This window comes from Streptomyces sp. NPDC014656 (assembly GCF_043084305.1).
Classification (GTDB): domain Bacteria; phylum Actinomycetota; class Actinomycetes; order Streptomycetales; family Streptomycetaceae; genus Streptomyces.
Genome location: NZ_JBIBZN010000007.1, coordinates 324,711 through 345,432 on the forward strand (window position 1 = coordinate 324,711; position 20,722 = coordinate 345,432).

The window sequence follows — 20,722 nt, forward strand, 5'->3', positions numbered from 1 at the left end:
CGCACCCCGCCCCGCACCACCGAACTCCCCGAGCACGAGAGCACGAGAGTCCCTCGCCATGTACGAGCTGTCCCGGGTCCGCCTCTACTCCATCGGCCCCGCCGGCGCCCGCTACGCCGACACCGTCCTGGACCTGCGGGGCGTCGGCGCGCCCGTGCCGAACCCCGCCCCCACCCAGGCGGAGTTCTTCGAGGACGAGCCGGTCGGCCCGCCCCGCCGCCCCGCCCCCGCGGGCGTGCTCTTCCTGGAGAACGGCGGCGGCAAGTCCGTCCTCCTCAAGCTGATCTTCTCGGTGATGCTCCCCGGCCACCGCAACACCCTCGGCGGCGCCAGCTCCGGCGTGCTCCGCAAGTTCCTGCTCGCCGACGACTGCGGCCACGTCGCCCTGGAGTGGCAGCACACCCTCACCGGCGAACTCGTCGTCGTCGGCAAGGTCAGCGAGTGGCGCGGCCGCCAGGTCTCCAACGACCCGCGGAAGTTCGCCGAGGCCTGGTACTCCTTCCGCCCCGGCCCCGGACTCAGCCTGGACAACCTCCCGGTCGCCGAGGCGAACTCCGTCCGCCCCGCCGCCGAGGGCGCCTCCGGGGCCACCGGCCGCCGCCGCACCATGAAGGGCTTCCGCGACGCCCTCACCGAGGCCGGCAAGGCCTACCCGCACCTGGACGTGGTGTGGGAGGAGATCCACGACCGCTGGAACGAGCACCTCGGCGAGCTCGGCCTCGACCCCGAACTCTTCCGCTACCAGCGCGAGATGAACGCCGACGAGGGCGAGGCCGCCGGCCTCTTCGCGGTCAAGAAGGACTCCGACTTCACCGACCTCCTCCTCCGCGCGGTCACCGACACCCGCGACACCGACGGCCTCGCCGACCTCGTCGGCGGCTTCGGCAACAAGCTCGGCCGCCGCGCCGAACTCACCGCCGAACGCGACTTCACCGCGGGCTCCGTCGATCTCCTCACCCGCATCGTCGACGCGGCCGGAACGCGCGCCCGCGCCCGGGAGGTGCACGCCGCCTCCGAACGCCGCACCCGCGCCCTCGCCCGCAGGCTCTCCGCCCGGGCCGCCGGGGAACGCGCCCGCGCCGCCGAACTGGCCCAGGGCGTCACCTCCGCCGCCCACGCCGTCTCCGAGGCAGAGACGGCCCGCGAGCGCAGCGCCCTCATCGCCGCCGAACTCGCCTACCGGCACGCCTCCCTGGCGCTCGCCGCCGCGGAGAAGGGCGCCGCCTCACAGCGCCGCGAGCTCATCGAGGCCCGCACCCTGCACTCCGCCTGGCAGGCCGCCGAATCGGTGCTCCGCCACCGCGCGGCCGGCGACCGCTCCGCGCGCGTGGCCGCCGCCATCCGCGAGGCCGAGCGCGACGCCGCCCCGGCCCTCGCCGCCCGCGCGGAGGCCGCCGCCGACCTCGTGCGGGCCCTGGCCGCCGCCGCCGAGGAGGGCGAGCGCCACGCCGCCGAGGAGGAGGAGCGCTCCACCGCCCTCCAGGAGGCCGGCGAGGCCGCCCACCGGGACGCCACCGCCGCCGCCACCGAGGCCCAGCGCGCCCGCAGCGAGGCCGGGCACCTGCGCCAGCGCCTCGCCGAGGTCGAGCAGGAGACCGCCGAGGCCGTCCGGGCCGGCTGGCTCGACGACTCCGCCCCGGACGCCGACCCCGCCCGCGCCGCGCTCGCCGCCGCCGACGCCGAGAAGACCGCCGTCGCCGCCTGGGACGCCGCCCGCGACGCGGCCCGCACCGCGAGCGACCGGGCCCGCGAGACGGCCGCCGCCGAGTCCCGCGCCGAACTCGCCGCCGCCCGCGCGGCCGACGCCGCCGAGGCCGCCGGCAGCGCCTACGACGCCGAGCGCCGCGCCGCCGAGGCCCTGGCCGGGGAGGAGCGCCTCGCCGAACTCCTCGGCCTGCCCGGCCCCGGGCGTCGTGGCGACGAGGCCACCGAGGACGCGGCGCGGGTCGACGGAACCGACGTCCGCGCCCCGCTCTCCGTCACCGACTTCGACCGCTACGCCGACGAGCTGCGCCGTCTGCTCGACGGCGCCGTCTCCTCCGCCGAGCGCCAGCTCTTCGACCTGCGCACGGCCGCCGCCGACGACTCCCGCATCCTCGGCGCCCTCGGCGACGGCGGCCTGCTGCCGCCCGGCCCCGACGTCCTCGCCACCGTCGAGTTCCTCGGCGAGCACGGCATCCCCGCCCTCCCCGGCTGGCGCTACCTCGCCCAGTCCGTCGACCCCGCCGACCACGCGCGCGTGCTCGCCGCCCGTCCCGAACTCGTCGACGGCGTCGTCATCACCGACCCCGTCTCCTACGGCCGCGCCCGCGAGGCCCTCGGCTCGGCCGCCCTGCTGCCCCGCTCCGCCGTCGCCGTCGGCACCGCCGCCGCCCTCCTCGCCCCCGTGCCGGCGCAGGACGCGGGCGACGACACCGGGGTCTTCCTGGTGCCGCCGAACCCGGCCATGCACGACGAGCACGCCGCCGACGAGGAGCGCCAGGCACTGCGCGCGCGGGCCGCCGCCCGCGACGAGGAGATCCGCGCCCTCGCCGCCAGGCTCGCCGGCGACCGTGCCCTCGCCGCCCGGATCGGCGCCTGGCGCGCCGACTGCCCGCCCGGCATGCTCACCGAGCTCGCGGCCGGCGCCGCCACCGCCCGGGAGGCCGCCGAGGCCGCCGCCCAGGCCCTCGACGAGGCCCGCGCCACGCGCGCGGAGGCCGAGGAGACCGCCGCCGAGGCCCTCGCCGTCCGCGACGAACGCCAGGAGGCCGCCCAGCGCGCCCGCCGGGCCGCCGACGCCCTCGCCGGCCTCGCCTTCCGGCTTCGCGAGCGCTCCGCCTGGCAGGCCAAGCTCCGCGAACTCGCCGACGACGCCACCGAGTACGAGGCCCGCGCCCAGACCTGCCTGGAGCGCGCGCGTGCCGCCGACCAGGACCGCCGGGCCGCCCAGCGCGCCGCCGACGACGCCCACCGCACCGCCCGCGCGCTGCGCGCCGAGCGCGCCGAGATCGCCGGCGCCCCCGAGCAGCTGCCGGAGGAGGCCCCGGGCGCGCCCCGCGCCGCGCTCCCCACCCTCCGCGAGGCCTACCGGGCCGCCTCCCAGGTGTACGAGAAGGTCGGCGTCGGCGCCGACCTGCGCGCCGAGCAGGCCCGCGCCGAGAGCGACGAGTCCGCCGCCCTCGCCGAACTGGACCGGCTCACCAACAAGGTCCGCACCCGCGCCGAGCAGCTCCTGGAGTCCACCGACGGCGCCGACGGCCCGTCCCGGCAGGCGGCCGCGGCCCGCGCCGAGTCCCTGGTGCAGATGCTGGAGACCCGCGCCTCCGAGGCGAGCGAGAAGCTCGGCCGGCTGCGCGGCGAGTCCGAGCGGCTGGCCCCCGAGGACGCCGAGGCCCACACCGAGCTGCCGGAGGAGCTGGTCCCGGCCGACGCTGACCGCGCCCAGGCCCTGCTGCGTACCGCGAGCGCCGAACTCGCCGCCCGCAGCGACGCCCTGGAGGCGGCCCGCGCCGCCCACGCCGGGCTGCTGCGCGACCACCGGGCCGCCGAGGACGCCGCGGGCGGCTTCGACGAGACCGCCGCGCTCCTGCGCGACCTGCTGCGCGACCACGCGGAGGAGGAGCAGGCGGAGCAGGAGCCGTACCCCGGCTCCCTGGAGGAGGCCCGGACCACGGCGGGCGAGGCCCGGCGGGCGCTGCGCGCCTGCACCGCCGAGCTGTCCGCCGCGGACTCCGCCGTCCGCGAGGCGAGCGACATCCTCGTCCGGCACGCCAACTCCACCCGCTACGAGCAGGTCCGCACCCCGGCCCGCCAGCAGATCCGCGAACTGCCCGCCTCCGCGCTGCCCGAGCACGCCGCCAAGTGGGCCGAGGCCTTCGCGCCCCGGCTGCGCGTCCTCACCGACGAGCTGGCCCAGCTGGAGCGCAACCGCGAGTCGATCGTGGACCGGCTGCGCGGCCTCGTGGAGACCTCGCTGGCCACCCTCCGCTCCGCCCAGCGGCTCTCCCGGCTCCCCGAGGGCCTCGGCGAGTGGTCGGGCCAGGAGTTCCTGCGGATCCGCTTCGAGGAGCCCGACCAGGCCACCCTCGCCGAGCGCCTCGGCGAGGTCGTCGACGAGGCGACCCGCGCCGCCGTGAAGAAGAACTCCGACCTGCGCCGCGACGGCATGTCGCTGCTGCTGCGCGGGGTGCAGGCGGCCCTCGAACCCAAGGGCGTCGCCGTCGAGATCCTCAAGCCGGACGCGGTGCTGCGCGCCGAGCGGGTGCCGGTCGGGCAGATGGGCGACGTCTTCTCCGGGGGCCAGCTGCTCACCGCGGCCATCGCCCTGTACTGCACGATGGCGGCGCTGCGCTCCAACGACCGGGGCCGGGACAAGCACCGGCACGCGGGCACGCTGTTCCTCGACAACCCGATCGGCCGGGCCAACGCCACGTACCTGCTGGAGCTCCAGAGGGCCGTGTCGGACGCGCTCGGCGTCCAGCTGCTCTACACCACGGGCCTGTTCGACACCACGGCGCTGGCCGAGTTCCCGCTGGTGATCCGGCTGCGCAACGACGCGGACCTGCGGGCCGGCCTGAAGTACATCAGCGTCGAGGAGCACCTGCGCCCGGGCCTGCCGCAGCCGGCCGGCGAGGGCGAGACGATCCACGGCGAGATCAAGGCGACCCGGATGTTCCGCCGCCACCAGGACGAGCAGCCGCCCACCGCGCCGTAGGCCCCGCCCGGCCCGCCGCGCCCCGGGCACGGGAAAGGCCCGGCCCCCTGGAAACCGCCCAGGGGGCCGGGCCTTCCTCCACGCACCGCCGCCCGACCGTCCGGCCGGGGGACCAGGTACCGCGTACGGCCGCCGGGCCGCGTACGGCCGCCCGGCCGCGTCCCGTCAGGCGACCTGTTCCTCCACCACCCGCTCCCGCCGCGCCGCGTAGGCGGTGCTGCTCGGCTCGGAGACCACGCCGTCGCGCTGCCGCCAGACCTGGCGGGTGATCCAGATGTCCAGCACGCTCCAGGTGGCCACCACCGTCGCGACCACGGCCGCGATCGTCATCGGATAGGCCAGCCACGAGCTGGTGACCGAGGTGAGGAAGGCGACCACGGCCAGGATGATCGTCACCGACATGATCATCACCGCCCGCACCGCGGCGTTCCGCACCGGATCCGGCATCCTCCGCAGTCCGCGCTCGTCCTCCACCCACAACTGACCCGCGGTCCGCGTCTCGTCTTCCATGTTTTCGTCACTCCCCACCGCACGGCGCTCTCAGGGACGGCTGCCCGGATCCGGCGGTCCTACACGGCGCGCGCGGCCGGCGCGCGGCCCGCCCCTCCAAGGGCAGAGCGTTCCCCCGTACTTCATGACGCTCCGGACAGGGAAAAGGTTTCCCCGCATCACCCGACATCGCGAGCGGAACGAATGATTCCAGCCATTGCGCCCAGGGCGGAAAATAGCGCACCGTCACGTGTCCTGCGCCACAGTGACCGATCCGAACTCCTGGAATACCAGGACATCTCATGATCAACGCTCACTCAGCAGGCTGAAAATCGCTCAGACACACCTTCGAGATGGTCGCGATGCAGTAGTAGGCTCACGCCGCCGTTTGTTGAAGCCGAAGGTTGACGCGCCGTGTTGACGCGGCGACGCCGTTCGAGTGACCTCCGTGGCCGCGGAGGCCGTACTGGGGGAGGCCATGCGCTTTCGCGGGAAGTCCATCCGCCGGAAGATCGTGGCGCTGCTCCTCGTACCGCTCGTCTCCCTGACCGGCCTCTGGGGTTTCTCCACCGTCCTCACCGGACGCGAGGCCGACCAGCTCCTGGACGTCGGCTACATCGTCGACAAGGTCGGCTACCCCATCGAGGACACGGCCCGGGTCATCCAGCTCGAACGCCGCCAGTCCCTCGTCTACCTCGCCGACCCGCGCGGCTCCGACGCGCTCACCCAGCTCCGCGAGGCCCGCCTCGCCACCGACCGCCAGATCGCCCGCATCCGCTCCAACGCCCAGGACCCCGGCGTCCGCGAGGAGATGCGCCCGGTCACCACCCAGAAGCTCAACTCGCTCCTCACCGCCTTCGAGGAGATCTCCTCCCTGCGCCGCTCGGTCGAGAGGCGCAGCATCGGCCGGCTCCAGGCCCTGGAGTTCTACAACCGCCTGGTCGACCCCTGCTACAGCTTCCTCGTCACCCTCCACGCGCTGGAGAACGTCGAGATGGACAAGCAGGGCCGCGCCCTCGTCGGCATCACCCGGGCCCGCGAACTCCTCTCCCGCGAGGACGCCCTGGTCCTCTCCGCGCTCGTCGCCGACCGGGTCACCGCCCAGGAGGTCCGCGCCGTCTCCGACCTCGTCGCCGTGCGCAAGCAGTTCTACGAGGTCAACCTCGAACTCCTCCCCGCCTCCGAGCGGCGGCGCTTCGAGCAGTACTGGCGCAGCCCCGAGACGACGGCCCTGCGCACGACCGAGGAGGCCTTCATCAAGGAGGGCCCGACCGAGCGGCCCAGGAGCGCCACCGCCGCCTACTGGCAGGACGAGGCCAGCCCCGTCCTCGACGAGCTCGCCCGCGCCAACACCGCCGCCGGCGACCGCTACCAGGACCGCGTGCAGCCCGCCGCCTACAGCGTGCTGCTCAAGGCGGGCGTCGCCGGCGTCCTCGGCTTCCTCGCTCTCCTCGCCTCCGTCGGCATCTCGGTCCGCGTCGGCCGCTCCCTCGTCCGCGACCTGCGCCGCCTCCAGAAGGAGTCCCAGGAGGTCTCCGGCGTCCGCCTGCCGAGCGTCATGCGCCGCCTCGCCGCCGGCGAGCACGTCGACGTCGAGACCGAGGTGCCCCACCTGCGGTACGGCGAGGACGAGGTGGGGCAGGTCGGCCAGGCCCTCAACACCCTCCAGCGCGCCGCCGTCGAGGCCGCCGTCAAACAGGCCGAGCTGCGCCGCGGCGTCTCCGAGGTCTTCGTCAACCTCGCCCGCCGCAACCAGGTCCTGCTCCACCGCCAGCTCACCCTGCTCGACACCATGGAGCGGCGCACCGAGGACACCGAGGAGCTGGCGGACCTCTTCCGCCTCGACCACCTCACCACCCGCATGCGCCGCCACGCCGAGGGCCTGGTGATCCTCTCCGGCGCCGCCCCCTCCCGCCAGTGGCGCAAGCCCGTCCAGCTGATGGACGTGGTCCGGGCCGCCGTCGCCGAGGTCGAGGACTACGAGCGCGTCGAGGTCCGCCGGCTGCCCCGGCTGGGCGTCGGCGGTCCCGCCGTCGCCGACCTCACCCACCTCATCGCCGAACTCCTGGAGAACGCCACCGTGTTCTCCCCGCCGCACACCGCCGTCCAGGTCCTCGGCGAGCGCGTCGCCAACGGCTTCACGCTGGAGATCCACGACCGCGGCCTCGGCATGAGCCCCGACGTCCTCCTCGACGCCAACCTGCGGCTCGCCGAGACCCCCGAGTTCGAGCTCTCCGACACCGACCGGCTCGGCCTGTTCGTGGTCAGCCGCCTCGCCCAGCGCCAGAACGTCCGGGTCTCGCTCCAGACCTCCCCGTACGGCGGCACCACCGCGGTCGTCTTCATCCCGGCCGCGCTGCTCACCGACGCCCCCGAGACGCAGGGCGCGGGCTTCCGCCTGGACCGCAAGACCCTCGACCCGCGCCCGGCGGAGGGCGAAGCGCGGCACGCCTCCGGCGGATCCCGTACGGCCTCCGGGGCGCCCGCGGGCGTGCTCGACGAGGCCCCGCTCCCGCAGCGTCGGCCCGCCCTCGCGCGCGTGCCCGATCTGGCGGACGGGACGACGCCGGAGGGCGGCGACGCCGCCCGCCCCCTGGACGGCCCCGTCGAGCTGGAGCCGCCGCTCGGCGCCGACGACCTGGACGCGCTCCTCGACCGCTCCGCCGACCTCCTCGACAGCGACAGCGAGCGCGGCGGCCTCTTCCGCCCCCAGCGCCGCCGCACCGGGCTCGTCCCGGCCGCCGAGCAGCACCAGCAGGCCCCCGACCAGACCTCGGGCCGCGGCGAGGACGACCCGGCCGGCGACGACGGCGCCCACGGCCCGGCGCCGCTGCCGCGCCGCCGTCAGCCGACCCTGGTCGTCGACCGGGGCCGGCGGCTCGACGAGCCCGGCCGCGCCCATCCGGCCCCCGGCCCGGGCCGCGACGAGGACCACCGGGTGCCGCCGCGCCCCGCCGGCCCCACGCTCGTCCCGGTCCGCCCGGAGGGCACCGCCGACGCCCGTACGGCTCCGACGCCGCCGCCCGGGGCGCCCGAGCCCGTCCGCGAGCCCGCCGCCGCCCCGGAAGGGTTCGACGGGCTGCCGCGCCGGGTCCGGCAGGCCAGCCTCGTGCCGCAGCTGCGCGAGTCCGACCGGCCGGCCCCCGAGGCCCGGCCCGACGGGCCCGGACCCGACGGGGACGACTTCGAGCGCGACGCCGAGGAGGTGCGGGCCCGCATGGCCGCCATGCAGCGCGGCTGGCAGCGCGGCCGCCGGCACGGCGCCGACCCGGACGACAGCACAGCACACGGAACGACACCCGAGGGGGACGGTCGATGACCGCACCGAACGCCGCAGCAAGCACCAGCAGCTCCGTCCAGGGCAACGGCGAGCTCAACTGGCTCCTCGACGAGCTGGTCGAGCGCGTCGCCGCCATCCGCAAGGCCCTGGTGCTGTCCAGCGACGGCCTGCCCACCGGCGCGTCGAAGGACCTGAGCCGCGAGGACGGCGAGCACCTCGCCGCCGTCGCCTCCGGCTTCCACAGCCTCGCCAAGGGCGTCGGCCGCCACTTCGAGGCGGGCAGGGTCCGCCAGACCGTGGTCGAGCTGGAGGACGCCTTCCTCTTCGTCACCGCCGCGGGCGACGGCAGCTGCCTCGCCGTCCTCGCCGACTCCGACTCCGACGTCGGCCAGGTCGCCTACGAGATGACGCTCATGGTCAAGCGGGTCGGCACCCACCTCGGCACGGCCCCCCGGACCGGTCTGCCCACGGGAGGGTGAGCCGCCCCGCATGAGCGACGCAGCCGAGCGCGACCAGCCCGACCGGGAGGCCCCCGGCCGGCGGACGGCCGTCCCCCACCACTGGTACGACGACGACGCGGGCCCGGTCGTCCGTCCGTACGCGATGACCCGCGGCCGGACGAGCGCCGCCGGCCGCCACCGGCTCGACCTCATCGCCGTGGTGGTCCCCGAGCCCGCCGCCGACGACCCCGGCCGTGACCAGTCGCTCTCCCCGGAACACGTGGAGATCGTCGAACGCTGCTCCGAGCAGCCCCAGTCGATCGCCGAGCTCGCCGCCGGACTGGACCTCCCCGTCGGGGTGGTCCGGGTCCTGGTCGGCGATCTCGTCGACGAGGAACTCGTCCGTGTGACCCGCCCCGTTCCGCCGGCCCAGCTGCCGGACGTGAGCATCCTCCGCGAGGTGATCAATGGCCTTCGGGCGCTCTAGCCGCAAGAAGACCCCCGTCGAGCCGGTGACCCTGAAGATCCTGGTCGCCGGCGGGTTCGGGGTCGGCAAGACGACGCTGGTCGGCACGGTCAGCGAGATCCGGCCGCTGCGGACCGAGGAGGTCCTCACCGAGGCCGGCCGTCCCGTGGACGACCTGCACGGCGTCGAGGCCAAGACGACCACCACGGTCGCCATGGACTTCGGCCGGATCACGCTCCGCGAGGACCTCGTCCTGTACCTCTTCGGCACCCCCGGCCAGGACCGCTTCTGGTTCCTCTGGGACGAACTGGCACAGGGGGCGCTCGGCGCGGTCGTGCTCGCCGACACCCGCCGCCTGGAGGACAGCTTCGCCGCCATCGACTACTTCGAGCGGCGCGGCATCCCCTTCACGGTGGCCGTCAACTGCTTCGAGGGCGCCCGCCGCTATCCGACGGAGACCGTGCGGGCGGCGCTCGACCTCGATCCCGAGGTCGAGCTGCTGATGTGCGACGCCCGCGACCGCGAGTCGGTCAAGAGCGTCCTCGTCGCCGTCGTCGAGCACGCCCTCGTCCTCGCCGACCGGGGGCACGAGCCCGTGGCGACCTGAGCGGTACGGCTCCGGCCGCCACGCGCGCGCGTGGACCCGTCGCGGGCGGCGGCCCTCAGCGGACCGCCACCACCGCCGACCCGTGCCCGAACAGGCCCTGGTTGGCGGTGATCCCGGCCCGCGCGCCCGGTACCTGCCGGTCGCCGGCCTGGCCGCGCAGCTGCCGGGTCAGCTCGCAGACCTGGGCGATCGCCTGCGCGGGCACGGCCTCCCCGAAGGAGGCGAGCCCGCCGCTGGTGTTCACCGGCAGCGCGCCGCCGAGCCGGGTCACCCCGTCCCGGAGCAGTTTGGCGCCCTCCCCTGGGCCGCACAGGCCGATGTCCTCGTACCACTCCAGCTCCAGGGCCGTGGACAGGTCGTACACCTCGGCCAGCGACAGGTCCTCGGGACCGAGCCCCGCCTCCTCGTACGCGGCCCGCGCGATCGATGCGCGGAAGGTGTGCGGCGAGGGCGCGAGCGCGGCGGTCGAGTCGGTCGCGATGTCGGGCAGGTCGAGCACGGCCTTGGGGTAGGTGGGGGAGACCGTCGACACCGCCCGGATCCGCACCGGGTCCGGATGCCCGTGCCGGCGCGCGAAGTCCAGGCTGGACAGCACCAGGGCCGCCCCGCCGTCCGAGGTGGCGCAGATGTCGAGCAGCCGCAGCGGATCGGCGACCACCGCGGAGGCGGCGACCTCCCCGGCCGTCACCGGCTTCCGGTAGCGGGCCAGCGGGTTGAGCGCCCCGGCCGCCGCGTTCTTCACCTTGACCTGCGCGAAGTCCTCGACGGTGTCCCCGTACAGGGCCATCCGGCGGCGGGCGTAGAGCGCGAAGTAGGCGGGGTTGGTCGCGCCGAGGATCCGGAAGCGCAGCCAGTCCGGATCGTCGGGCCGGTCCCCGCCCGCCGGGGCGAAGAAGCCCTTGGGGGTGGAGTCGGCGCCGACGACGAGGACCGCGTCGGCGAGCCCGGCCAGGATCTGCGCCCGGGCCGCGCCGATGGCCTGGGCGCCCGAGGCGCAGGCCGCGTACACGCTGGTCACCCGCGCGCCCTGCCAGCCCAGCGCCTGCGCGAAGGTCGCCCCGGCCACGTACCCCGGGTAGCCGCAGCGCACGGTGTCGGCCCCGACGACGGATCCGATGTCCGCCCACTCCACGCCCGCGTCGGCGAGCGCGGCGCGGGCGGCGGCGGTCCCGTAGGAGACGAAGCTCCGCCCCCACTTGCCCCAGGGGTGCATCCCGGCCCCGATGACGGCGACGTCGTTCACGCGCGCTCCTCCGTCGCCACGGGCCGCCACCGCCAGGTCGTCCACACGTGCCCGGCCTCCTCGCCGAGCACCCCGGGCACGACCTCGACCTCCATGCCCACCGCGAGGTCCGCCGTCCGCACCCCGGGCGCGGCCTGCCCGAGCACCACCATCCCCTCCGCCGCGAGCTCGACCGCGACGAGCGTGTACGGCTCCCAGGGCGCGTCCGGGTCGGAGACGTACGGCGCGGGCGGCCGGTACCGCCCGTCGGTGTACGACCAGACCCGCCCGCGCGGCGACAGCGGCGTCTCGGCGAGCGTGCCGCCGCCCGGACAGGCCGGATTGCGGCAGGCCTCGTCCTCGCGCGGGAAGAACACCGCCGCGCAGGCCGTGCACCGGGTGCCGAGCAGCCGGAACTCCCCGTCCGGGACCGTGTCGTCGGTGAACCAGCCGGGCACCACCGGCCCGCGCGTCCGTGCCATCTCCGGGACCTCCCACTGATCTGACGTAGCGTCAGGAATCTGGTGGCGAGTCTGGCACGGCCTCCCCGGAGGCGGAAGACGTCAGTGCCCGGCCACCGACCTGCGCGCCACCGGGAAGTCGAAGAACGTCGAGGGGAACGGCTCCGGCTTGAAGGTGAAGTGCCACCACTCCTCCGGCAGGTTCACGAACCCCTCCGCCTCCAGCGCGCCCTTCAGCAGCTGCCGGTTGGCCCGCTGGACACCCGTGATCCGCGGATCCTCGGTGTGCGAGAGCGTGTCGAAGCAGTCGTACCCGGTCCCCATGTCGACCGAGCTGTCCGGGAACCGCTCCTCCCGCGGCCCGGAGCACGACGTCAGCTCCTCGCCCGGCACGTACGCGCGCGTGCGCGCCGCGGGCAGCCGCACCACCGTCAGGTCCACCGTGGACCCCCGGCTGTGCCCGGACTTCTCCGCGATGTACCCGTCAGCGAACAGCCGCTCCTTGGCCACCAGCGGATAGAACTCCGCCTTCATCCGCTCGTCCGCCAGGTCCTGTGCCCACCGCACGAAGTGGTCCACCGCCCGCTGCGGCCGGTAGCAGTCGTACACCTTCAGCGTGTACCCCCGCGCCAGCAGCCGCGTCTGCGCCCGGTGCAGCGCCTCCGCCGCCGGGCGGGTCAGCAGGCACAGGGGCTGCCGGTACCCGTCGATCGGCTCCCCCACGAAGTTGTGCGCCGTGGTGTACCGCATCTCCTGGAGGACGGTCCGGTCCACCGAGTCCAGCGCCACGAACTCCCGCGGCGCCTTCGGCTCGGGAACGGAGCGGGCGGGGGAGGCGGCGGGAACGGCGGCTGCGGGCGAGGCGGCGGACCCGGCGAACGCGAGCAGGGCGGCAGCACCCGTGACGGCGAGGGCGCGCAGGGCAGAGGCAAGTCCATTCATGCGCACCGGGTCTACCAGTTCCGCCCCCACCGCGAAACCCCATCGCGTACGGTCCCCAGGTGACCGACCCCGCGCCCCACTCCCACTGCTCCGCCTGCGGAGCCCCCTATCCGCCCGGCACCACCGCCTGGCCCCGCACCTGCCCCGGCTGCGCCACCACCGCCTACCGCAACCCCCTCCCGGTGGCCGTGGCCCTCCTCCCGGTGACGGGCCCGGCGGGCACCGGCCTCCTGGCCGTCACCCGCGCCATCCACCCCGGCCACGGCGGCACCGCCCTCCCGGGCGGCTTCATCGACCACGGCGAGGACTGGCGCACCGCCGTGGTCCGCGAACTCCGCGAGGAGACCGGACTGGAGGCCGACCCCGCCGCCGTCCGCCTCGCCGACGCCCTCAGCTCCGGCGAACACCTCCTCCTCTTCGGCCTCCTCCCGCCCGTCCCCGCCCACTCCCTCCCGGCCTTCGTCCCGACCCCGGAGACCTCCGCCCGCCTCGTCCTGCCGGAACCGCGCGAACTGGTCTTCCCCCTCCACACCGAGGCGGCGGGGAAGTGGTTCGCGGGCGCGTACGGCTGATCCGGACGCCGCTCGGTCACACCGGGCTCAGTCCCACCAGAAGGTCCACACGTCGGCGCCCACCAAGTGCTCCGCGTACTCGGCGAGGTCCTTCACCGACCCCTGCCGGACGTTGTCCGGGCAGAAGGCGAAGTGCTCGGCGGCGACCGGCAGCGCCTCCTCCGGGGTGGCCGGGGGAGCGGCGACGGAGAGCCGCAGGGTGTCGAACCCGACCGCGAACACCCGCGCCCCGAAGCGCCGTTCCCAGTCGGTGACGACCGCGGCGATCCGCGCCGTGTCGTTCTCGTGGTTGGCCGGCCCCGACCAGCCCACCACGGCGAGCGCCTCCGCCCCGGACCCGGCCCCGACCAGCCCCAGGCGCGCCTCGGCGCCGAAGGACAGGAAGACCTCCGCGTGCTCCGCCGCGAGCGCGTCGGGATCCTCCGCGGGCGACCGCCCGGGCGCGAGCCCCGGCCAGACCGCGCCGTAGGGGGCGGTGACGGCGAGCCGTTCCTCCGCGGAGAGCGGGGCGTCCTCCTCGTCGACCGCGGCGCACCCCTCCCACCACTCCGCGAGGACCGCCGCCGGGTCGTGGCCGGCGGGACGGGTCACCCCGCCGGGGTACAGCTCGCCCGACGCCCACGGACGGAAGTCCCGCTCTCCCCCCAGCGGTTCGAGCAGCAGCGGCCACAGCCCCGTACGCGCGTGCGCCACGCGGATCCGCCCCCACGCCCCGTGGGGCGCGGGCCCGTCGCTCAGCCACAACGGGAGCGCCCAGCCCTCCTCCTCGCCGGCCGTGACCACACGGCCCGGGGGAAGCTCGACGACACCGCTCAACAAGGACTCGGGATGCATGGACCGGATGCTAGGCGCAGGGTCCGACAACGCCCCCGACGCACCCGGGAGCAAGGCCCGGCCCCGCGCGCGTCCGGCTTCGCGGTCGTTCGGCGCCGCGTCCGCCCGTCCCCGCGTCCGCCCGTCCCCCCCAGCCCCGGCGCCCCCGCCCGCACCCCTGTCTCCCCGCACCCCCGCCCCTCACAACCCCCGCACCCGCACCTCCGCCTCCGGCTCCACCGTCCCCGCCTCCGTCACCCGCTCCACCACGACCCGGCCCTCCACCAGCCGCGACTGGTAGCGCTCGATCTCCGCGGTCTCCCAGCCGTCGCCGGTGTCGCGGACGACGAGACCGCCGCCCGTCCGGCCCGCCGCCGGCGCCCACACCTCCAGCACCAGTTCGCCGTCCTCGCCCCGCACGGGAAGGACCGCGCCCGCCCGGGCCAGCACCGGCACGCGCGCGAGGGGCGCGTCGAGCAGCACCTGCCCGGGACCCTCGTACGCCTCGCCGGTCGCCGTGTCGTACCAGCGGCCGCGCGGCAGCCGGACCGCCCGCCGGTCCGCCCCCCGGTGCAGGACCGGCGCCACCAGGAGCCCGTCGCCCAGCAGGAAGGCGTCCTCGCACTCCCGCAGGGCCCGGTCCTCCGGCGTCCCCCACCACACGGGCCGCACATAGGGCGCGCCCGTCATCCGCGCCAGCCGGGACAGGGTCACGAAGTACGGGTGCAGCCGCTCGCGTTCGGCCAGCGCCACGCGCGCGTGCTCCAGCACCTCGGGACCGAACTCCCACGGCTCCCGCCGCCCCGCCCCCAGCGCAGCGTGCGTCCGGAACAGCGGCAGCCAGGCACCCAGCTGGAACCAGCGCAGGAACAGCTCCGGCGACGGACTCCCGTCGAAGCCGCCGACGTCCGGCCCCGAGTACGGCACCCCGCACAGCCCGAGCCCCAGGACCAGCGCGAGCGAGGCCCGCAGCCCCGGCCACCCGGTGGCCACGTCGCCCGACCAGGTGCCCCCGTACCGCTGCATCCCCGCCCACCCCGCGCGCGTGAAGAGGAACGGCCGCTCCTCGGGGCGCAGCCGCCGCAGCCCCTCGTACCCCGCCCGGGCCATCAGGAGCCCGTACACGTTGTGCGCCTCCCGATGGTCGCCGCCCCGCCCGTCCAGGTGGTGCCGGGCCGACCGGGGGAGCGTCGGGTCGCCGAAGGCCGCGAAGGACACCGGCTCGTTCATGTCGTGCCACACGCCCGAGAAACCCTGCCGGAGCCGCTCCTCGTACAGCCCGCCCCACCACTCCCGCACCGCCGGATCGGTGAAGTCCGGGAAGGCGCACTCCCCGGGCCACACCACCCCCCGCGCCTCCTCGCCCCGCGCGTCCCGCACGAACGCCCCGGCCGCCCGCCCCTCCTCGTACACCACGTTCCCCGGCTCCGCCGCGACCGCCGGGTCGACGATCGACACCAGCCGCACGCCCTGCCCCCGCAGCTCCTCCGCGAGCCCCGGCAGATCGGGGAACCGCTCCCGGTCCACCGTGAACACCCGGTGCCCGTCGTAGTGGTCGATGTCCAGATGGACCGCCGACAGCGGCAGCCCCCGCTCCCGGTACCCGGCCACCACCCGCCGCACCTCGGCCGCGCTGCCGAAGCCCCAGCGCGCGTGCTGCGGCCCCAGCGCCCACGCGGGCGGGAGCGCCGGCGCGCCGGTCAGCGCGGCCCAGTTGTGCAGCACGCGCGCGGGGGTCCCGACGACCACCCAGCACCGCAGCGGCCCGCCCTCCATCCGCACCTCGGCGGTGCCCGGCCGGTCGTGCCCCGACCCCGCGCCCTCCTCGCCCTCCGCGAGGGTCACCCGCCCGTCCCAGCTGCTGTCGTGGAAGGCCAGGTGCGTCCCCGCGTCCGCGACCACGAACTGCACCGGCATCGTGATGTACAGCGGATCGTCGCCCGGCCCGAACCGCCCCCCGGGATCCGTGTTCCACAGCCGGTACGAGCCGTCCCGCAGCCGCGGCCCCGCCGACCGCCCGCCCAGTCCGAAGAACCGCGCGTCCGCCGGCACCTCGGCCCGCTGCGCCCACCGCGACGGACCGCCGCCCACCGGCTCCCACCAGCGCGGCGGCAGGTCGCGGCGGAGCGTCACCCCGCCGGGCGTGCGGATCTCCACCGCCCCGTGCCGCGAGACCGCCACCGTCACCCGCTCCGACACCACCCGCCAGCCGCCGTCCGTGTCCGGTTCCAGGACCGCCCGCGGATCCGGCTCGGGCGCCGCCCCCGCCAGCGCGTAGGAGGGCCCGGGCTCCGCCCCGTCCCACCCCCAGAACACCGTGCCGCCCGCCGACACGCACACCCGCAGCGAGGACCGGGCGAACCGCACGGTCCCCCCGCCCGGCAGCGGCTCGGCACCCTCCGCGGGCCCCGGCACCCGGGCCCGCTCCGCCCCCCGCGGCGGCAGCCCCGCCGCGTCCGTCCTGCGCCGCCGCCACGCCGCCCGTACCGTCCTCAGCCCCCGCACCGAACCGAGGACCCCCACCGAACCGAACACCCCCGCCGCACCGAACACCCTCACCGCACGCACCAGTCCACGACCGTCCATGCCGGTCACCCTGCCACCCACCAGCGGCGATACGGGCCTCGTTCAGCTGCCGTTCACCCGTGGTGGGAGCACATGTTCAACTCGCCGACGATGTGCGGACGGCCCTGGTGCGAACGCCGCTCCCATGGCATCGTCCTGTCAGCCGCGTCACGCGCACACCCCCGCGCGTGCGCGCGACACACGCCGACCCGCGTACAGCCAGGGAGCCACCCGATGACAACTGCGCCGACCGAGCCGACCGAGCCGCTCTGGCAGCCGGACGAGGAGCGCGTCGCCCACGCCGCCGTCACCCGTTTCCAGGCGTGGGCGGCCGAACACCACGGCGCCCCCGCCGACGGCGGCTACCCGGCCCTGCACCGCTGGTCCGTCGAGGAGCTGGAGACCTTCTGGCAGGCCGTCGCCGAATGGTTCGACGTCCGCTTCTCCACCCCGTACGCGCGCGTGCTCGGCGACCGCTCGATGCCGGGCGCCGAATGGTTCCCCGGAGCCACCCTCAACTACGCCGAGCACGCCCTGCGCGCCGCCGCCGAACGCCCCCACGACACGGCGCTCCTCCACGTGGACGAGACCCACGAGCCGACCCCGGTCACCTGGGCCGAGCTGCGCCGCCAGGTCGGCTCGCTCGCCGCCGAACTGCGCGCCCTGGGCGTCCGCCCCGGCGACCGCGTCAGCGGCTACCTGCCGAACGTCCCCCAGGCCGTCGTCGCCCTCCTCGCCACCGCCGCGGTCGGCGGCGTCTGGACCTCCTGCGCCCCCGACTTCGGCGCCCGCTCCGTCCTCGACCGCTTCCAGCAGGTCGAACCGGTCGTCCTCTTCACCGTCGACGGCTACCGCTACGGAGGCAAGGAGCACGACCGCCGCGACACCGTCGCCGAGCTGCGCGCCGAGCTCCCCACCCTCCGCGCCGTCGTCCACATCCCGCTCCTCGGCACCCCGGCCCCCGAGGGCGCCCTCGACTGGGCGGACCTGGTCGCCGCCGACGCGGAACCGGTCTTCGAGCAGGTGCCGTTCGCGCACCCCCTGTGGGTCCTGTACTCCTCCGGCACCACCGGCCTGCCGAAGGCGATCGTCCAGTCCCAGGGCGGCATCCTGATCGAGCACCTCAAGCAGCTCGGCCTCCACTGCGACCTGGGCCCCGAGGACGTCTTCTTCTGGTACACCTCCACCGGCTGGATGATGTGGAACTTCCTCGTCTCCGGCCTCCTCACCGGCACCACCGTCGTCCTGTACGACGGCAGCCCCGGCTACCCGGACACCGGCGCCCAGTGGCGCGTCGCCGAGCGCACCGGCGCCACCCTGTACGGCACCTCCGCGGCCTACGTGATGGCCTGCGCCAAGGCCGACGTCCACCCGGGCCGCGACTTCGACCTCTCCGCCGTCGGGTGCGTCGCCACCACCGGCTCCCCGCTGCCGCCCGACGGCTTCCGCTGGCTCCACGACGAGGTCCGCGAGGACCTGTGGATCGCCAGCGTCAGCGGCGGCACCGACGTCTGCTCCTGCTTCGCGGGGGCCGTCCCCACCCTGCCCGTGCACATCGGCGAGCTCCAGGCCGCCGGCCTCGGCACCGACCTCCAGTCCTGGGACCCGTCCGGCAAGCCCGTCGTCGGGGAGGTCGGCGAACTCGTCGTCACCCGCCCCATGCCGTCCATGCCGATCCACTTCTGGAACGACCCCGACGGCAGCCGCTACCGCGACAGCTACTTCGAGATGTTCCCCGGCGCGTGGCGCCACGGCGACTGGATCACGATCACCGACCGAGGCTCGGTCGTCATCCACGGCCGCTCCGACTCCACCCTCAACCGCCAGGGCGTCCGCATGGGGAGCGCCGATATCTACGAGGCGGTGGAACGGCTCCCGGAGATCCGGGAATCCCTCGTCATCGGCCTGGAGGAACCGGACGGCGGCTACTGGATGCCGCTCTTCGTCCACCTCGCCGAGGGCGCGACCCTCGACGACGCCCTGATCGGCCGGATCAAGGCCACCATCCGCGCCGAACTGTCCCCGCGCCACGTCCCCGACGAGATCATCGAGGTCCCCGGCGTCCCGCACACCCTCACCGGCAAGCGCATCGAGGTCCCCGTCAAGCGCCTCCTCCAGGGCACCCCCCTGGAGAAGGCCGTCAACGCGGGATCGGTCGACGACCTCGACCTCCTGCGCTTCTACGAGTCCCTCGCGGCCGCCCGCCGCGCCTGACACGACACGGGGCGCCCCACGCGGGGCGCCCCTCTCCGTCACGGACCGGTTCAGCCGGGCAGCTGCCCGGCCCGCGCCACCGACGCCTTGGTCAGCACGGCCGTCTCGCTCAGCACCGTCCCCGCCGGACCGGCGGCCGAGGCCGAGACGAGCACGGTCCGCTCCCCGAGGAAGGCCGAGGTCGACCGGTCGAAGACCCACTGGGTCCGCTCCCCGCCGGCGGTACGGGCCACGGCCACGCCCTCCCGGCCCGCCGCGTCCCGCGCCGAGGGCACCACCACGACCCCCGGGATCCGCGCCGCCGCCTCGAACAGCGCGGCCGTCACCCGGGGCGGCGCCCAGGTCTCGGCCAGCAGCGTCCCGATCGCCGAGAACGCCCGCTGGTCCGCGTCGCCGCCGCCGGTACGGCCCTGCTCCCGCACCAGCCGCAGCAGCGCCTCCGGGTCCGTGGGCAGCCCCGCCACGAAGGCGTGCGTCGGGTCCTTCACGGACGGCTCCCCGGTCTCCAGGAAGGTCTTCCGGGGCTCGGCCCCGGGGCGCTCCACCTCGTACACGGGCAGCCGCGGCGCCAGCTCGCTGTCCCCGGCCCCCTCCTCCCGCAGCAGCCCGGGCCGGCTCCCGTCGGCCGACAGCCACACCTGCCGCCGGTGCACGGGCTCCACCACGGCGCCGCCGCCGCCCGCCGGAAGGGCCGCCCGGGACACCAGGCTCTCCACGTACACGAACTCCTCCGGCCGCGCGTCCGGCGCCGGCGCCGAGGCGGCGGCGAGCGCGGCCCGCGACAGCACCGCGGAAGCACCGTCCTCCGCGCGCACCGCCGGACGCCGCCCGCCCGGCTCCGGGGGAGCGGCGACCAGCACCGCACCGGCCGCGACGCCGCACACCACGGCCGGCACGGCGAACCGCACGGCCTTCCGGGTCCACCACGCCGCGGGCCGCGAAGGCCGCGCCGAGGCCAGCAGGGCGCGCCGCAGTTCCCGCTGCCGCTCCGGCGCGAAGTCCGGTACGGCGGGCGGGGGCAGCAGCTCCGTCAGCTCGGCGCGCAGCGCGTCCTGAGGACGGGGGTCGATGTCGTTCATGCCTGCTTCTCCGGGGAGGTTCGGGGGACGAGGACGGTTCGGCCCGCGCTCACGGGCAGGGAGGGCGCGCCGGCACCGGGCCACGCGCGCGTGCGGGCCCCTTCGGCGGCGTCAGGAGCCCCGGGGCGGGGCGAGGGGGGAAGGGGGCCGGGTCCGGCGCCGGGGGAGGACGCGGTACGGGAGGCCGCACCGGCCCCGCCGCCGGGACCGGCCACGGAGCCGGGCCCCGGACCGTCACCGGCCCCGCCCCGCCTCCGCCCGCGCCGTCCGGCGCGCAGCTCCGCCTCGGCGAGCGACCGCAGCCGCTCCCTGGCCCGCGAGAGCCGGGACCGCACCGTGCCGACGGGGACGCCCAGCGCCTCGCCCGCCGTCGCGTAGTCGAGTCCGGCCCACACGACGAGCCCGAAGACCTCGCGCTCACGGCGCCTGAGCCGGCCGAGGGCCACGCGCGCGGCCCGCAGCCGCTCCTCGTCGGCGAGCCGGGAGGCCACCGCGTCGCTGAAGTCCGGGAGCACCCCCGGGTCGGGCAGCCGCGCCAGCGCGGCGTCCCGCCGCCGCGCCTCCCGCGCGGCCCCGCGCAGGACGTTGGTGGCGATGCCCAGCAGCCACGGCCGCAGACTCCCGCCCTCGGCGTGGACCTTGCCCCGGCAGCGCCATGCCTCCAGGAAGGTCGCGGACACGACGTCCTCGGCAGCGGCCCGGTCCCCGCACATCCGGTACGCGTACTGGAACAGCACGCGCGCGTGCTCGTCGTACGCCTCACCGAGCGCCGAGGGGTCCCCGGCCCGGAAACGTTCTCTCATCTCTGCTTGCACACCGGGTACTGGCCGCCGGTCCGTCCGGGTTCCCGTGACCCGCGCCACACCGGCCCCCCCC

The 20,722-nt window shown here is 76.1% G+C and carries 15 protein-coding genes; 7 read left to right on the forward strand and 8 right to left on the reverse strand.

Annotation, left to right across the window (positions count from 1 at the left end; all coding sequences use genetic code 11):
• Nucleotides 1-58 precede the first annotated feature (58 nt).
• A complete protein-coding gene (locus ACF1ED_RS19085) occupies nt 59-4,696 on the forward strand; it encodes a hypothetical protein (RefSeq protein ID WP_391761843.1) in 4,638 nt (1,545 codons plus the stop codon).
• A gap of 165 nt (nt 4,697-4,861) precedes the next feature.
• On the opposite strand, the gene ACF1ED_RS19090 is transcribed toward ACF1ED_RS19085, so the two are convergent.
• Complete coding sequence (locus ACF1ED_RS19090) at nt 4,862-5,206, reverse strand: hypothetical protein (protein WP_391761845.1); 345 nt, start codon at nt 5,204-5,206, stop codon at nt 4,862-4,864.
• Nucleotides 5,207-5,663: 457 nt separating this feature from the next.
• On the opposite strand from ACF1ED_RS19090, the gene ACF1ED_RS19095 reads away from it, so the two are divergent.
• Genes ACF1ED_RS19095 through ACF1ED_RS19110 form a run of 4 tightly spaced genes read left to right on the forward strand, consistent with a single transcriptional unit; the run spans nt 5,664 to nt 9,978 of the window.
• Nucleotides 5,664-8,504, forward strand: a complete 2,841-nt coding sequence (locus tag ACF1ED_RS19095; protein ID WP_391761847.1) for a nitrate- and nitrite sensing domain-containing protein — start codon at nt 5,664-5,666, stop codon at nt 8,502-8,504.
• Nucleotides 8,501-8,944 (forward strand): roadblock/LC7 domain-containing protein, encoded by a 444-nt coding sequence (locus ACF1ED_RS19100; protein ID WP_391761849.1) that lies wholly within the window; start codon nt 8,501-8,503, stop codon nt 8,942-8,944. The genes ACF1ED_RS19095 and ACF1ED_RS19100 overlap by 4 nt, the downstream gene beginning before the upstream one ends.
• Before the next feature lie 10 nt (nt 8,945-8,954).
• Nucleotides 8,955-9,392 (forward strand): DUF742 domain-containing protein, encoded by a 438-nt coding sequence (locus tag ACF1ED_RS19105; RefSeq protein WP_391761851.1) that lies wholly within the window; start codon nt 8,955-8,957, stop codon nt 9,390-9,392.
• On the forward strand, nt 9,373-9,978 hold the full coding sequence (locus ACF1ED_RS19110; protein WP_391761853.1) for an ATP/GTP-binding protein: 606 nt from the start codon (nt 9,373-9,375) through the stop codon (nt 9,976-9,978). Before ACF1ED_RS19105 ends, ACF1ED_RS19110 begins: the two co-directional genes overlap by 20 nt.
• 55 nt (nt 9,979-10,033) lie before the next feature.
• Here ACF1ED_RS19110 and ACF1ED_RS19115 read toward each other — a convergent pair whose 3' ends face one another.
• From ACF1ED_RS19115 to ACF1ED_RS19125, 3 genes are all read right to left on the reverse strand, one after another.
• Nucleotides 10,034-11,221 (reverse strand): lipid-transfer protein, encoded by a 1,188-nt coding sequence (locus tag ACF1ED_RS19115; RefSeq protein WP_391761855.1) that lies wholly within the window; start codon nt 11,219-11,221, stop codon nt 10,034-10,036.
• A complete protein-coding gene (locus tag ACF1ED_RS19120; protein WP_391761857.1) occupies nt 11,218-11,682 on the reverse strand; it encodes a Zn-ribbon domain-containing OB-fold protein in 465 nt (154 codons plus the stop codon). The genes ACF1ED_RS19115 and ACF1ED_RS19120 overlap by 4 nt, the downstream gene beginning before the upstream one ends.
• A gap of 81 nt (nt 11,683-11,763) precedes the next feature.
• On the reverse strand, nt 11,764-12,603 hold the full coding sequence (locus ACF1ED_RS19125; protein WP_391761859.1) for a M15 family metallopeptidase: 840 nt from the start codon (nt 12,601-12,603) through the stop codon (nt 11,764-11,766).
• Nucleotides 12,604-12,662: 59 nt separating this feature from the next.
• Here ACF1ED_RS19125 and ACF1ED_RS19130 point away from each other — a divergent pair, with 59 nt between their 5' ends.
• Nucleotides 12,663-13,175, forward strand: coding sequence for an NUDIX domain-containing protein (locus ACF1ED_RS19130; RefSeq protein ID WP_391761861.1), 513 nt, complete (start codon nt 12,663-12,665; stop codon nt 13,173-13,175).
• Nucleotides 13,176-13,202: 27 nt separating this feature from the next.
• Here the strand turns inward: ACF1ED_RS19130 and ACF1ED_RS19135 are convergent, their stop codons facing one another.
• Both ACF1ED_RS19135 and ACF1ED_RS19140 read right to left on the reverse strand, forming a co-directional pair.
• On the reverse strand, nt 13,203-14,009 hold the full coding sequence (locus ACF1ED_RS19135; RefSeq protein WP_391761863.1) for a DUF4253 domain-containing protein: 807 nt from the start codon (nt 14,007-14,009) through the stop codon (nt 13,203-13,205).
• A gap of 180 nt (nt 14,010-14,189) precedes the next feature.
• Nucleotides 14,190-16,574, reverse strand: coding sequence for a TIM-barrel domain-containing protein (locus ACF1ED_RS19140; protein ID WP_391761865.1), 2,385 nt, complete (start codon nt 16,572-16,574; stop codon nt 14,190-14,192).
• Nucleotides 16,575-16,787: 213 nt separating this feature from the next.
• Here ACF1ED_RS19140 and ACF1ED_RS19145 point away from each other — a divergent pair, with 213 nt between their 5' ends.
• A complete protein-coding gene (locus ACF1ED_RS19145) occupies nt 16,788-18,767 on the forward strand; it encodes an acetoacetate--CoA ligase (RefSeq protein ID WP_391761867.1) in 1,980 nt (659 codons plus the stop codon).
• A 50-nt stretch (nt 18,768-18,817) separates the two neighbouring features.
• Here ACF1ED_RS19145 and ACF1ED_RS19150 read toward each other — a convergent pair whose 3' ends face one another.
• On the reverse strand, nt 18,818-19,846 hold the full coding sequence (locus tag ACF1ED_RS19150; protein WP_391761869.1) for a CU044_5270 family protein: 1,029 nt from the start codon (nt 19,844-19,846) through the stop codon (nt 18,818-18,820).
• On the reverse strand, nt 19,843-20,649 hold the full coding sequence (locus tag ACF1ED_RS19155; RefSeq protein WP_391761871.1) for an RNA polymerase sigma factor: 807 nt from the start codon (nt 20,647-20,649) through the stop codon (nt 19,843-19,845). The genes ACF1ED_RS19150 and ACF1ED_RS19155 overlap by 4 nt, the downstream gene beginning before the upstream one ends.
• Between the last annotated feature and the right edge of the window lie 73 nt (nt 20,650-20,722).

Excerpts from the sequence above, each read along its gene's own strand:
- ACF1ED_RS19100 (WP_391761849.1), top strand. The coding sequence starts at position 8,501 with ATGACCGCACCGAACGCCGCAGCAAGCACCAGCAGCTCCGTCCAGGGC.
- ACF1ED_RS19085 (WP_391761843.1), top strand. The coding sequence starts at position 59 with ATGTACGAGCTGTCCCGGGTCCGCCTCTACTCCATCGGCCCCGCCGGC.
- ACF1ED_RS19105 (WP_391761851.1), top strand. The coding sequence starts at position 8,955 with ATGAGCGACGCAGCCGAGCGCGACCAGCCCGACCGGGAGGCCCCCGGC.
- ACF1ED_RS19155 (WP_391761871.1), bottom strand. The coding sequence starts at position 20,649 with ATGAGAGAACGTTTCCGGGCCGGGGACCCCTCGGCGCTCGGTGAGGCG.
- ACF1ED_RS19095 (WP_391761847.1), top strand. The coding sequence starts at position 5,664 with ATGCGCTTTCGCGGGAAGTCCATCCGCCGGAAGATCGTGGCGCTGCTC.
- ACF1ED_RS19135 (WP_391761863.1), bottom strand. The coding sequence starts at position 14,009 with ATGCATCCCGAGTCCTTGTTGAGCGGTGTCGTCGAGCTTCCCCCGGGC.
- ACF1ED_RS19150 (WP_391761869.1), bottom strand. The coding sequence starts at position 19,846 with ATGAACGACATCGACCCCCGTCCTCAGGACGCGCTGCGCGCCGAGCTG.
- ACF1ED_RS19090 (WP_391761845.1), bottom strand. The coding sequence starts at position 5,206 with ATGGAAGACGAGACGCGGACCGCGGGTCAGTTGTGGGTGGAGGACGAG.
- ACF1ED_RS19110 (WP_391761853.1), top strand. The coding sequence starts at position 9,373 with ATGGCCTTCGGGCGCTCTAGCCGCAAGAAGACCCCCGTCGAGCCGGTG.
- ACF1ED_RS19145 (WP_391761867.1), top strand. The coding sequence starts at position 16,788 with ATGACAACTGCGCCGACCGAGCCGACCGAGCCGCTCTGGCAGCCGGAC.
- ACF1ED_RS19120 (WP_391761857.1), bottom strand. The coding sequence starts at position 11,682 with ATGGCACGGACGCGCGGGCCGGTGGTGCCCGGCTGGTTCACCGACGAC.
- ACF1ED_RS19140 (WP_391761865.1), bottom strand. The coding sequence starts at position 16,574 with ATGGACGGTCGTGGACTGGTGCGTGCGGTGAGGGTGTTCGGTGCGGCG.
- ACF1ED_RS19125 (WP_391761859.1), bottom strand. The coding sequence starts at position 12,603 with ATGAATGGACTTGCCTCTGCCCTGCGCGCCCTCGCCGTCACGGGTGCT.